The sequence below is a fragment of the Cyclobacteriaceae bacterium genome (assembly GCA_025808415.1).
Taxonomy (GTDB): Bacteria; Bacteroidota; Bacteroidia; order Cytophagales; family Cyclobacteriaceae; genus UBA2336.
This window is the reverse complement of the sequence record CP075525.1, coordinates 2174197-2188476: the sequence shown is the minus strand read 5'-3', so window position 1 is coordinate 2188476 and position 14280 is coordinate 2174197. Positions and strand designations below refer to the sequence as shown.

The following is a 14280-nucleotide window of genomic DNA, read 5'->3' as shown; positions in this document are numbered from 1 at the left end:
AGGTAACTAAAAAAAATAAATGAAAGTTTTGGTTACCTCTTGGATTTATAATTTACAAACATCTTAAATAACACTTATGAATGAAAATAGACTAAATCTATTAAAGCAACTATCGTATGTTCATGCATATAAGTGCATGATGACTAGTGATTGGGAGGTTGCTGTTTCGTCCTTTGAAACTGTTAGCAAGCTAAAAAATAGGATTACTTCTGGTGAAACAGATGGAGTCCTTAATGAAATGCGCGAATATGCAGAGAAAGAACCAACATATAATGTTAAATAATATGGCTATGAGAGAATTTACTATAAGTCGTTCTGATTTTGATGCGATACCAGATTCATTTAAAAGGGAATTAATCGGGATATTTAGAGAATTACTTGCTTTTGAAGGCTACGTAATTCGAATTGATAATGTTGAACTCAAAGATCGAGATTCTCTAGCGGATTGGATACTTGAAAATGGGTATGCATTAATTGCTCAATAATGCTCATGGCTTGTCAAATTAATTATAAGAATAAATTAATGAATTATACGATATGAAAAATACAAATACGAAAATTAATTTCTTTCGTCTTCTTCTTCTTCTTCTTCTTCCGCTTTCATTCAGCATCATCTCTTGTGGTGATAATGAAGATGATACTAAATCTTCAAATCCAAATGAAATTACTATAGGACAATTGAGTGGTTTGTACAAAACAACTTCAGTAGTTTTTAATGGTAAAACAATTACTGATGCATGCGATGTTAATTGGCCAAATGGTGCAAGCAATATGCGAAGGATTGATCTTAATTTTAAAGGAGGTGCAAATAATTTTACCGATCTGATTAATTATCGATGCGTAAGCGGCTCAACTGTAAGCAATGTTATTAATGATAACATTACTTCATTAACAAATAATGAACTTAATTTGGATGGTGCATATAGGTTCAAAGTTATTTCTTTCAATAACGGAATCTTAAAATTAGAGCTACTCAGTACTACAGCAATAACTACACCTATTGGTGCTGTATATACAATGAGTAAATAGTACCTTAAGAAGCTACTAAATAAAAAAGTAGAGCTAATCGCCAAAGGTGTAATTTAAAAATGAAAATCAATCTTAGTACTAGTGTGTTGGAATTTGGCTCTTACCATTGCTTTGGTGGCGGGGTGGATTTGCGCGGCAATGGCATGTGCCAAATGTGCGGTGGGTGAGAATCTCTCCAAGTTGCCAGCGCGGGGGCATTCGTAACCGTTAGCGTTGTTGTCCACCATTATGGTGTTAGGTGGATGTCTACCGTTTTATTGTTTCTCGGTCTGTCGTTATTTTTTACTTGTCTGCGGAAACGAGTCTTTGTCGTCTGGGTCGTCATTGTCCGCGGGGTGAGGGGCATTGGCGGTAACGTTTGTGTTTATGCAGTGCGGGGAATAGGAGGACTTAAAAATGAAGCGCAGCGAAATGTTAAGCCCGACCATCTCCAAACTGTCTAACGTTACTGAACGAAATTAAGAAATTACTCTTAATAGCTACACTGAACCCCCACATTGCATAAACATGTTGTTGTGCACTGTGCTGCAGTCTACCGTTACTTAACCACACGGATGCCAGTGCTTTGGCTGTGTGTCGGCATGCGCGGCACTGACATTGGTGTGGATTTGGATGTGGTTTTTTTCAATCCTACTTCTAACGCTTCACAATTACCTTTCTTTGTAACACTCCTTCTTTATTTATAATATTAAGATAATAGGTTCCTTGCGGGAGATTGTTTACTGGGATCGCTGTAGTCGGTGAATTCGGTTTGCTTAAATAAACAAGTTCTTGTTTATCGTTATAAAGCCTGAGCTCAGTTGTCCCGTAGTCAGTTACCGACACATTGAAGCTTTCATCAGCAGGGTTTGGATAAACAATGTGACAAGGGTTGCAGCCACCCTCGGTTGTCACTTCCACGTTCAGCTCTGTTCGTTCAAAGCCGCACGCATTTTGGGAAGTCATTGCAACTATGCCGCTTTCAATCCAGTTAGCAATGCAGAAGTCATAATTCAGCCCCATAAAAATGGCTCCATAAAGTTCCCACGCATAACCAGAGCTGACATCTACGTGTGGGGGTGTTGCGCTGTAGTAGAAATAATTCTGACCAGGATATACGCTTGAAGGACCAGAGATACCTCCATTGGGAAGACCTATCCATAAGGATTTGGTTCGCGTATAGGGGAGACTAAATCCACATTCGGATGTTCCGCCTCCTGATATCTGATAGGTAAGTGTTGCCTGCCCTTTTACACCAGAATAAGCCTGGAGGTAGGCCGTTGTACCCGTACCTGAACTACTAGTTGTCAGATAGGCCGGTGAAACACTCCAGGTAACGTTTAAACCTGGAGGGACATTGTTCAATGTGAACTGTGCCCCGCTCGTACATACCACGGCTGGGCCAGAGACCATGTTTTGTGCTGCTTGTACGGCTGCAAAGGCATCTACTAAACCGTAACCCATCTCGTTGTTCCAGGTGCCATGCGGTCTTCCGGTTGTTGCTGAGTATGAATAACTCCCTACTTTTTGAGAAGTAGCTTCAATAATATTTATTACCTGGCATCTGCTTAAATTCGGGTTAGCAGAAAGCATTAAAGCTGCAATACCAGCAACATGAGGGGAAGCCATTGAAGTTCCGCTAAATGATGATGTGCTATCGCCAGGGACTGTTGATCGAATGCCACTACCGGGCGCAACAACATCAAGTTTAGAGCCATATCCTGAAGCAAAACCCTCTTGGAAAATAGATCTAACGCCTGTAGCTGTAATCGCACCAACTGTTAATATATCGTCATGAAAGTTCGCAGGGTAGTTAATAACCGGACCATAATAACCATGGTTACCTGCTCCAAAAACCACCACTGTCCCACGTCCATTACGACCCAAAGTCATTGCATCTATGATGGAGTTTTCAAGTATAGCACTATGAAAGTGGTAATAAAATATTCCACCTTGATCTCCCCATGAATTATTGATGACATCTGCGCCATTTTGCCACGCAAAACTTATTCCGCTGGCCAGTTCTGCTGACATATTGGGGCGAGCAAGTGGCTCAAGTGAATGACTAATACTCATTAACTTTGATTGAGGTGCTACACCAACAACATGCAAATTATTCTTGGCTGCCCCAACAATGCCCGCGACATGAGTGCCATGAATGCGAGGGATGCCGCTCGGAGAAGTCCCTGTTTCACAATTAAAACTTATCGGAGAAATATTGGCTGCCAAATCGCTGTGTGTTTTGGCGATACCAGTGTCCACAATAGCTACGGTTGTTCCGGCACCCAGAGAAATGCTCCAAGCCTGACAGGCATTAATGTCAATGTTGGGATTTGAACTGTTGTTCAGTCCCCAAAGGCTGCCAAACATGGGGTCGTTCGTGCAGATTGACTTAAAGTCAAAGATAAAAGCTGGGTCAACATCTTCAAATAAACCGGTTTCATAAAAGAAATTGGCAGCCTCAAATGAATATTCTTTCGCATCAGGGTTTAACGACAAAAGATACCATAGGGGCATGTTGGGAACTTGCTTTTCAATTTTCACATTTCTTTGCGCGGCTACCTGTTGTAGTTTGTCAAAATCATGACGGTCTTTCAACTTTATGTAAAATATATCAGAAGTTCCTATTGAACTATTCTCACCTTTCTTAAAATATAGGGCAACATTAGCAATATCTGAATTTTGCTTTATGGATTGTATCGCTTCAAAAAAAAATGCATCAGTTGGTTCAGAATGAAACTCAATTTTTGTGATCTTTGGATCGTCCGATGCGGAATCAAAGACTCTGAAGTTTGAAAAAGCCATCGAAGATTTTTCAATGTCAGCACGAGGGATGATGTTTAGAAAATTCTTCTCCAACGTCAGGTTAATCTTTTGTCCTTTGTAATAATAGAAATAATTGTTCTGGGCATCTATAGTCATGCTTATGACCATAAATGAAAACAAGAATAAGCTGCGCATCGCAGCAATGCTGTTAAGCATAAGCAAACTTATTTAAATGGATGGTGAAATTACTTGAGTTATTTATTTGGAGCTAAATGAATACAACAGGCTTAGATGATTTGGTAAATTTTACAATGTGATAAGGCTGAGTAATAATCAGCGTTGCATCTCCAGTTTTCAGGTTTTCCACCTTCACATTAATGCTGTCTTCCGCCTCAACCACCTCAGTTATATCTATACTGTGTCCGCCATTTCCTTTAACCTCATCAAAAACTGCAATTATATGAAACCGGGTAAAATCAACATTGGTTTCAGTAATGTTGCTGACTGTTTCCATAACATTCAGTAAATCAGTCCACTCGGTTTGGTTGGTGATAACAAGGTTCTGCTTGGGAATATTTTGGGTACCGTTCAAATCTCCTTTACCTATCGTAATCACTTCAAAAATTTGAGGCTTATCTACTTTTTTTTCTTCACAGCTAAACGCAAATAGAAATATTACTGCAAGTATAAATGCTATTTTTTGCATATCGGTATCTGGTTAAGTCATTTTGTTATCATGCTGTCCGACTTAACAAATATAGTTAATTTTTTTTTGACTTTTGGCTCTTTTGCTTGCTTTGGTGTTGCGTTGGAATGTGTGGCAAGCAAATGTGCCAATGTTCAAAGTAGCTAAATCTGTCCCGCAGCATTGTGCACAACGTTTGTGTTTATGCAGTGCGGGGAATAGGAGGGCTAAAAAATGTAGCGCAGCGAAATGTTTAGCCCGACCTGCACGTCTCTGTCCCCCGACACAGAACTAAATTAAGAAAATACTTTTAATACCTACACTAAACCCCCGCATTGCATAAACATTTTGTTAGCAACCGTGCGCATGTCCCACATTATTTTGTTAGCTATTTTGAAAACCAATTTGTCCACCAACCCAAATTGAGCGCACTTATTGACCGGCTTTGGTTGTGCGATGGTTGTGTGGCCGGGCAATGTGTGCGCGGATTGGTGGTTTAATCTTTGGTCTCAACAGTTTTAATTTCTCTGTCCGATAGACCGTAAAGAGTGTAAACAAGGTTGTCAATTTTGGATTCAAGTGTTTTACTGTCCTTGTCAGTCTGTTTATACTCAATAATAGTATCAACGAGTTTTATTAACTCATTCTGTTGCTTTTCTGTCATTGTCGGGATGGGAAAATTTTGAATGTCATCCACTAAAATTTTTGGAAATGCACCTTTGGTCGCTTTAGGTGAGGAATTGAAATGGTAGAATGTCGCAAGTCTTGAGTTGAGGAGTGCTAATAATACTTTAATGTCCACTGGTCCTTTTTTGTTCTCAAGGATATTAATAATTGCAGGGTCATTATATGCCTCTTCTGTTGTGAAACCTGCATATATTTTTGGATTTGTTATTTCACGAACTAAAATTCTTGACCCTTTAAAATATTTTGGTTCTCTTGGATTGGCAATTCCGTCACAATAGTTAATATACTCCTTTTCATTCCATTTAACTTTGTACGGTGTTACGTCTTCGCCCCATAACCATTTTTTCCATCCTGCTTTTTTTGTTAAGCTGTGATAAACTCTATTTTTAATTGTCGCCTTGTCTTGACCCTGATATTTGTCGTATGCGATAAGACCTTGACTTATCTCTGGGAATAAATCAATTAGTGGCTTACTCTTCTTTCTAATTTTTGAGGTTATTCCTAAAATTTCAGAATTCAATTTGAACACCAAAGCCCAATTTTGATTATTGGCTAATAGTATTTCTTTTGTCGTTGATGTAAGCTCTCTGCTTGTCAACTCCTCAAATGAATTAGCATTAGCAGTAGGACGATAAAACACCGTATCATCTGATTCTTTGTTGATTAGGACTGTAATTATACACCTAACTGTTGCTGAACCTTCAAAGATGTTGAACTCTGTACAATCTAATATTTCTTGAATTTGCCATTGATTAAATAGTTCTTCTCGGTAAGACTTGGCAAAGACATTAAACAATATCGTGTTCGGAATGATATATGATTTTATGCCATTAGGTTTCAGAATTTTACGTGCAATATTTATAAAGAAATAGTAAATCTCGTAGTCAGGAACTTTATTTAGTGTTTCAACTACAGCTTCTCTTAGAGAACCTTTGATTGAAACACCATAGGGTGGATTTCCAATAACAACGTCAAAGCCTTCAAATTCACCACTATTATTCAGCACTTCAGGGAATTCAAAACGCCATTCGAATGCATTCTTGTAAATGGCATTCGTTCTTATGTCATTTAATACCGTTTCGTATTTTTTTAGTTTCTCACTTGCTTCCTTTACGTCATCGTTAAATTTCTTCTTTTGCTTCGCGTCCATTTCAAAGAAACTGAATTGGGCTGTCAATTTTTCAAGTTTACCTTTTGCAGCAGACCAATTGATATAGTCCTTACTTGATTTTGTAATCTCTGTTTTAAAATCGTTTTTAATTCCGTCAATTATTTTCTGTAAGCCCTTTTTGGTATCTCGATTTTTGGCGTTTTTATATTCATTTACAAAACCTCGATATGCTTCTATGTCGTATTTTATACTCTTCAATGCTTTACTTAAATCAGAGTCCAAAGCAAAGCGACTAATTAAACTATTTCCGCATTTTATGTTTATATCAATGTTCGGAAGAGTCTCTAACTCTGTGTAGTTAGCTTCTTTGTAATAAGCATTTTTTAATAGCTCAATCCATAAACGTAATCTGCATATGAGAACCGATTTCGGATTTATGTCAACACCAAACAGACAGTTCTCAATTATGATTTGCTTTTCGTGGAAAAGAGATTTTTGAAGTCTTTGTATTTCTTTATTTATAGGCTTACCGTTTTGAATTTTATACTCAACAGGGTTACCATTTGTATCTGTAATAATTAATTCATCATTTATGATTTCTATTTCATAGCCACTTATAACGTTTCCTTTTTCATCTGATAGTATACCCAACTCCGATTTAATTGCAATTAATTCGTTTAGTGCTGAAACCAAAAAGTGACCGGAACCAACAGCTGGGTCACAAATATGAATTGAGTTTATTATTTCATTTGCCCTTAGTACTTCTTGTGTTTTGAATAGGCGTGAGGTGTAGTTCTTTATATCGTCAAACTTGTCGAATGTCTTTTTTCCTTTTTCAGATAGTGATGCGTTAAACTTATCCACTACAGCCAATCGAATAGATTGTCTGCACATGTACATTGTGATAAATCCTGGAGTAAAAACTGAGCCGTCTTTGTACCCATTGATTTTTTCAAAGACTTTACCTAAAACTGAAGCATTTATAATTTGCTTATTGTCCTCTTGAATGTCTTCAGTACCCTCACTTGCGAAGTCATAAGCATCTAAGAAACGTAACAAGTATTCAAGTGTCGGTAGATTCTTTTTTGATTTCTTAAATGACTCTAATTTGGTTCCATTCCATATTTCGAGTTCGTCACCGTTTCCAAGTGAGTTTATCTTAATTGTTTGGTCTTCTAAATCACTTATTTCAAACAATGAACTATTTAAATATGGAACTTTACCATATTTATTTTGTACTGCTTCCGTTCTGTCTGAAATGTTTACCGCAAGAACTTTATGAAACAACTTAAAAAGTTCGTCAAAGTCTTTAATCATCTCGGGATTCAAGAATTTGTATTCCTTTTCATTCCCTTGATGGTAGTTGACCAATTGTCCTTCAAGTAGCTTTAGGAATAGAACTCGATTAATCCAAGTTATTGCAAGTTCTAATGCAATGTTAAATGTTCTTTCTTCTTTATCATCTCCGTAGATACTTATGTCTGGTATCCTGTGAAATGTGTCCTCTGTTTTGAGTGCTTCAATTGTCAATTCAATTAATGAAGCGGCATTTCTCTTTTCCTTTTTCCTTGTTATTATGATTTTCGCTCCGTCCTTTACTTCTTCAAGTCCAATAATATGTAATAACTCCCTGTAAAATCCTGCGTCAAGTCTATTGCTATCATTTGGAGAGGCAAGTTTAAGAAGGTGTTGTGGAGAAAGGATTTTGTAAAGAGCAATCAACTCTTTATCATCTTCTTTTTTCGTATTTCTTAAAACAGTTTCAAACTCACGAATATCAAAGTATACACAAGGAATATCTACTTCAATCTTATTTATGATTTTGGTAACCTCTTCGTAGAAGAATGGATTATCTTTTTTGTCGTTTAACTTAGTCTCGTATAGCTTTTTTATTTGAGTGTTTCTATAAATGTGTTTGTCAAAATAATTTGCATCAATTATAAACCACTCGTGGATGTTCGTGATGATAAGTTGTTTTAGCTGATTATTCTCTGATTGATTCCGTTCATCCAAATAGTACAGAATTAGTTCGTGAAGGGCTTTTTTGTTTGGACTGTCAGCAGTGACCATTTCGTTTATGTTTGCTGGCCTTTTTGCTTCGATAATCACTCCAACGTTTGAGTCAGTCCCTTTGTCCAAATGAATAACTAAATCCTTTTTCTGTTTTGTGTTTATGGCATTTGTGTCCTTATAGTACGTGTCTCTCAAAAAATCCCTGATATTATTTTTTAGATGTTCCTCGCTTTCGTCTTTGGGCTGTTTTTCGATGATACTAATCTTATCTAATAGGGTAATGAGGTTAGATTTGAAGCTATCAATTTCACTTCTTAGGGGTTTCTGCTTTAATAATGCCTTTAATGCCTTTTTTGGGGATTGGGGTATGAGTCTCATTATTTGTCCTTAGTCGAAAATTGATGGCTAATTTACATTTTATCGGCTTATCTGACCCATGCGCGGTAGGTAATTTGGCTCTTTTGCAGGCTTTGGAGTCGGGTGGGTTTGCGCGGCCTGCAAATGTGCCAAATGTGGGCGGGCGATTCTTGGGCTACATTGTCCGCGTAAACTATTAATGATTTATTTGTCCGCGTGTTGAGTCTTTTTCGGTTGTTGTTATTCGTTAGCTTGGTCGTCTTTGCGCATGGTTGCTAACGTTTCGTGTTTATGACGGCTGCGGTTTTCGAAGCTGTCTCTGTCCACCGTTACGGAACGAAGTTAATAAAACAATACTACATATCAGAGTGTCACCCGCAGCTGGCATAAACACTGTGTTGCCGCCAGTACGCGTCCACCGTTATTTTGTTTTGGACTCGATAGAGTCCACCGATAATTTAGTTTGGACGCGTCTGGCTCCAAATAAAACGAAACGTTGTTGTGGTTACCTGTCTGTGTCGGGAAAACTGTCTAAAAAATTTTTAAAAGCGATTTTTCAAAATATCCTTCACCAAACCTAAAAAAATTCGCGCTTACGCGCGTTCACTTGTATACGGTGGGGGGTCGGATTTCGTGCGTGTCGCGCGCGGCACCGGATTTTAATTGAGGTCTTTTTTGTCCTGTGTTAGAAGTCGGAAACTCTCCCGCGCGTCCGCGTATACGGATTGAAAGTCAAATATCAGAAGTCCGTTTATTTTTTTTATCCGGCATTTTGTCCGCGTATCTGCGCACACGGAACTTTTTAAAAAGTCCTAGTCAAAAGTCCCGTTACCGTCCGCGGAGACGAGACTTTGTAAGTCAGTCAAACGTTGTCTGCGTAGATTTTTTTGCGTATTGGCGGCAACACCCAAATATAGCTATTGAATATATTTCGCATATAGCATTAGCCTTAAACCATAAAATGGCTATGTACACATTTTAGCCAAACGAACTCACCAATTTAGCTCCATTGCGACTTTTTGCAGCCCGAAGTAGTACAAATCTCCATCAAAAAATAGTACAAAGTGCCACTTTATCGTAGCCTACTTTGGGCGGGTAAACACCGGCTTGCCACCCACATAAGTTTGCATTACCCTTATATCCTTTATTTGTTCGGGGGCAATGGCAAACGGGTTTTTATCCAGCACTACAAAATCGGCCAGCTTACCGGTGATGAGCGTGCCCTTACGGTGTTCATCAAACGAGGCATAGGCAGCGTTACGGGTATAGGCCACCAGTGCTTGCGCTACAGTTATTTTCTGTTTGGGAACCCAACCTTCTGGGTTTAGGCCATCAAGCGTGCGCCTGGTTACGGCTGCGTAAATGCCTTCCAGTGGTGTGGGCGGAGCCACAAACCAATCGCTACCAAAGGCTACGGTTGCACCGGCATCGAACAAGCTTTTAAACGCATAACTGGTTTTGCTTCGCTCAGCACCAATTACTTTCTCCGCCCAACGGCCATCATCAACAGCGTGGTAAGGCTGCATGCTCGCAATCACGTTAAGGTGGGCAAAGCGCGGAATGTCAGCGGGTGCAATGTGCTGAGCATGTTCTATGCGGAAGCGCCTGTCTTTAACACCATTTTCCTTTTCAACACGTTCGTAGATATTCAACAAGGAATTAATGGCGCGGTCACCAATGGCATGAACCATGAGTTGCAGTCCGGCTTTGTCTGCATGGCTTATCCAGTGGTAGAGTTGCTCCGGTGTATTTACCCATAACCCGTTATCGGTTGGGGCATCGGTAAAGGGTTCAAAAAATGCTGCCGTGTGTGATCCAAGTGATCCGTCCACAAAACCTTTCAAGCCGCCAATCTTCAACCAGTCATCACCCCTGCCCTGTTGTTTTACTTTTTCACTCAGTTGTTGCCATTGGCTTAGCGGGTACATGGCATAGATACGCGTAATCAAGTTATTGTTTTGGTGTGCACGTTCAAGGGCATCCATGTAACCTACCATATGGTGCACGGAAGTAACACCTTTAGAGGCAACATGGTGCATGGCGGCTTCCAGCGCATTATCGGTTTGTTGTGGTGTGGGTTCAGGTATGTGTGGATAAATAAGGTCAGCGGCATTGTCTTTCAAAATCCCGGTAAGTTGCCCTTTGCTGTCGCGTACGATGGTGCCGCCCGGAACGTCCTTAACGGTATTAACAATTTTTGCAGCGTGCAGGGCCACACTGTTGGCAAGCGACATGTGCCCGTCAAGCCGGGTAACAAACACCGGGTGATGCGGGGTAATGGAATCGATCCAGTGGCGTGTGGGTAATTCTCCACCCCAGTTTTCATGGTCCCAGTCGCCACCGAGTATCCACGTGCCTTCCGGCTGGGTTGCCGCAAAAGCTTTAATGCGCGAAATAAATTCTTGCGGGGTGCGTGCATCCCGCAATTGTACGGATGAGAGGTTGAACCCACCCTCAAAAAAATGCACATGACAATCGATGAAGCCGGGTGTAACAAAAGTGCCTTGCAAGTCGAGGACTTTAGTTGATGCGCCTTTGTATTTTAGTATGGCTTCGGTGGTACCCACCGCCACCAGGGTATCACCGGCAATGGCCATAGCTTGCGCAGAAGGATTGTTTTCATCCCCCGTCCAGATGGTGGTGTTGGTGATGATGAGATCGGCCGGGGGAAGTTGACGGGTGCAGGAGAAGAGTAGTCCCGCAAGGAAAAGGATGAAGATGGTTTGATTCATGTTAGTTTACTTACTGATTAATAATAATCTTTATACCGATTGTCATCATTAGACACCCTTCGACAAGCTCAGGGTGACAAAATCTAAATTGTCATGCTGAGCTTGTCGAAGCATGACTCAAGAGTCCTTTTTTCCTTTCGACTTTGCCAAAATTTTTATACGTGCCCAATCCTGTTCAAAGAGTGCCTCCTTCTTCTTACGGCTCCAACCTTTGAGTTGCTTCTCCCAGCTGATTGCGTTATTAATGTCGGAAAAGTATTCATAGTAACGTAACACAACCGGACGTCTGCTATAGGTAAAACTTCCGTTGTCAACACCTTCATTATGTTCCCAAATCCGTCTTTCAAGATTATTCGTTACACCGGTGTAATACATGCCGTCAGCACACTCAACGATATAAACAAAATAATTGTGATTTTTAGGCATTATCGCGCTTGAACAGTTTGTATAAAGATAGTGTAAGTTATTCACCCTTTGACACCCTTCGACAAGCTCAGGGTGACAAATTCCATAAGCTCAGGGTGACAATTTCGACAGCCTAAGCGTGACAAGAATCAATTGTCATGCTGAGCTTGTCGAAGCATGAATTTGTCAGGAACCATTAGCTTGTCGAAGCATGACCAACGTAACATGCACACTACAATCCTGGTTTGTATTTTCTCTTGGCTCTCTTCTCTACATCCTCCTTATAAAAGGCAACATCTTTAAACTGCACATCGGCATAACGCTGGGCCTGGTCGAAAAAGTGGGGCGATGACGGGTCACCACTCTGGCCGCCTGCTAAAATACTTTTAGCCTTTACTCGTTCGCCAAACTCCACCACTGCCACAAAGCTGTTGCCGTGCACTCCGTATAACTTTTTTGTATTTGGTCCGGGGCGAGAAGCATATGCACCCAATGCCCCCCAATTACCGGACGCCATACCAATGGCGATGCTCGGTTCATTATCATCTAATTTTGGAACGATTGATCCATCCAGTCGCTGAAAGCGGTTAACCTCACCCCACGGCTTGTTCCAATCACCAAAATCATCCTTTAGTTTTTGTATTGCCTCGGCAAAAATTTCAAGACGCTGTTCATGGGGTGTACCGGTTCCGAAATAATTCACGCCCTCCATAGGCGATAATCCTTCCGGCCGTGGACCTTTCTGCAAATACAAGGTTCCATAAAAATGTGCCAGCGTCATCCCCACCGATTGCTTTGCTACCTTCAGGTCCCACGTCCGCAACATTTCAATGGCCGGTTTTAACCCAGCATATTTCTTCCCCGATTGATCAAAGGCTGCTATCAAACCCGGTATCAATTTTTCAAAGCCGGTAATGTACGGATCGTACGCAGTTTCAATCAGTTTATCCAACGTGTATCCGCTCCTTCCGGTGAGTACTCTAATGGCATGAATGCCCCGGAAGTTTTCCGGTTCGGTGGCCATGTAGTAAGGATAATCTTCTTTCTTGGGACTAAACTCCAACGCTGAGGTAAACGGTGTGGAGTTACAATTCTGTATCCAGCCGTTTGGCGGATTTAACAATTGAATACATTCATCTACTTCGTGCAAACCTTTCCAGTCGGTTGCCGGGTTGCTACCCTCTACAGGTTTGCTGTAATCAAATTGCACATCGCGCTTTGGGATAAAATTTCCCTGGAAGTATGCAATGTTACCATCGGCATCAGCATATACCGTATTGTTCGATGAATTGGTTTTCAACTCCATTACCTGCTTAAACGCTGTATGCGAATTTGTTTTGGTACGGCTATACGATTGCTGCAACGCTTTCGATGGGCTCCACATCATGGCGGTGGCTACCCACTTATCATCCTGCTTATGGGTAACCGGGCCGTGATGGGTTCGGTAAATAGGAAATTCTTTTTGAATAAGGGAATCACCACTTTTATAGTGAAGCAATACCTGCTTTTCTATAACAGGTTTCAACTCATCGCCATAGCGATAGAAATACTTACCATCCTGCTCTTCAATGGTTTCTAAAAACTCATCCATCACATCCGTGTAGGATGAGGTGTGCATCCACCCATTTTTCTCGTTGAAACCCTGGTACACAAAAAACTGCCCCCAGGTTACGGCACCATACACATTCAAGCCCCGTCCGACCGGGTCGTCCGGGCTGGCCTCTTCACTCACCACGTGCACTTCGCCCCGGAAGAAGAATGATGTATGCGGATTAATCAGCAACATGGCATTACCGGATTCTGTTAATTTACCAGCGATGGCAAAACCGTTTGAGCCCTGCGGATCGGCCAGTATAAAAGGCTCTTCAGCTTCCGCTAATGCCACCGATTGATTTTTATAAAATGCCTGGATTTTTCTTGTGGAGATAGACTCAATATCACCGCCAATACTTCCTTCACTAAAATACATGGGCATCCACGGCTCAAAGCGGGTGAGCAATTTCGGTTTTACTTCCGGGTGGGTGTGCAAATAATAGTTGATGCCATCCGCGAAAGCATGGCAAAGTTTCTTTAACCACTCCGGGCTATTTTCATATTCGGCTATAGCTTCTTCTTTGGTCATAAAAAGGTTGGCGCGCAAATCACTATAAAGCATCTCCTCTCCTTCCACTTCGGCCAACCGGCCAATAGCCCAGGTATAGTTTCGCTCCACGCGCGGAAAATCATCTTCACACTGCGCATACAACAACCCGAATATGGCATCTGCATCGGTTTTTCCGTAGATGTGTGGCACGCCAAAGTCATCACGAATAATCGTAACATTAGCTGCCTGATTTTGCCAACGTTCTACTTCACGGTTTTGCCGGTTACAGGATAGAAATACAAAAACCAACAAAAGGGTAAGCACTTGTTTCATAGGACTAACTCAATTTCAATTTCAATATACCATTGTCATCTGTTGCTTTACTCACCACTTATCAGAAAGTTAGTGAGGAAGAAAACAGGATTAAACCCAA

General features: G+C 40.8%; 8 protein-coding genes. 2 read left to right on the top strand and 6 right to left on the bottom strand.

Features of this window, described 5'->3' with window-relative positions; genetic code table 11:
- The first annotated feature begins 290 nt into the window (after positions 1-290).
- Together KIT51_10090 and KIT51_10085 are read left to right on the top strand one after the other, a co-directional pair.
- Positions 291-485, top strand: a complete 195-nt coding sequence (locus KIT51_10090) for a hypothetical protein (protein ID UYN85247.1) — start codon at positions 291-293, stop codon at positions 483-485.
- Between the two features lie 52 nt (positions 486-537).
- Positions 538-1029, top strand: coding sequence for a hypothetical protein (locus KIT51_10085; protein ID UYN85246.1), 492 nt, complete (start codon positions 538-540; stop codon positions 1027-1029).
- A 636-nt stretch (positions 1030-1665) separates the two neighbouring features.
- Here the strand turns inward: KIT51_10085 and KIT51_10080 are convergent.
- The 6 genes from KIT51_10080 to KIT51_10055 all read right to left on the bottom strand — a co-directional run bounded on the left by KIT51_10080 (position 1666) and on the right by KIT51_10055 (position 14180).
- The gene (locus KIT51_10080; GenBank protein UYN85245.1) at positions 1666-3990 is read right to left on the bottom strand and encodes a S8 family peptidase; all 2325 of its coding nucleotides are present in this window, start codon (positions 3988-3990) and stop codon (positions 1666-1668) included.
- Positions 3991-4042: 52 nt separating this feature from the next.
- Positions 4043-4480, bottom strand: a complete 438-nt coding sequence (locus KIT51_10075) for a protease complex subunit PrcB family protein (GenBank protein UYN85244.1) — start codon at positions 4478-4480, stop codon at positions 4043-4045.
- A gap of 475 nt (positions 4481-4955) precedes the next feature.
- Positions 4956-8648, bottom strand: a complete 3693-nt coding sequence (locus KIT51_10070) for an Eco57I restriction-modification methylase domain-containing protein (GenBank protein ID UYN85243.1) — start codon at positions 8646-8648, stop codon at positions 4956-4958.
- A gap of 1061 nt (positions 8649-9709) precedes the next feature.
- Positions 9710-11359 carry an amidohydrolase gene (locus KIT51_10065; GenBank protein ID UYN85242.1) on the bottom strand — a complete coding sequence of 550 codons (1650 nt, stop codon included), beginning with the start codon at positions 11357-11359 and terminating at the stop codon, positions 9710-9712.
- Between the two features lie 117 nt (positions 11360-11476).
- Positions 11477-11785, bottom strand: a complete 309-nt coding sequence (locus KIT51_10060) for a GIY-YIG nuclease family protein (protein UYN85241.1) — start codon at positions 11783-11785, stop codon at positions 11477-11479.
- A 211-nt stretch (positions 11786-11996) separates the two neighbouring features.
- Positions 11997-14180 carry an acylase gene (locus tag KIT51_10055; GenBank protein ID UYN85240.1) on the bottom strand — a complete coding sequence of 728 codons (2184 nt, stop codon included), beginning with the start codon at positions 14178-14180 and terminating at the stop codon, positions 11997-11999.
- Between the last annotated feature and the right edge of the window lie 100 nt (positions 14181-14280).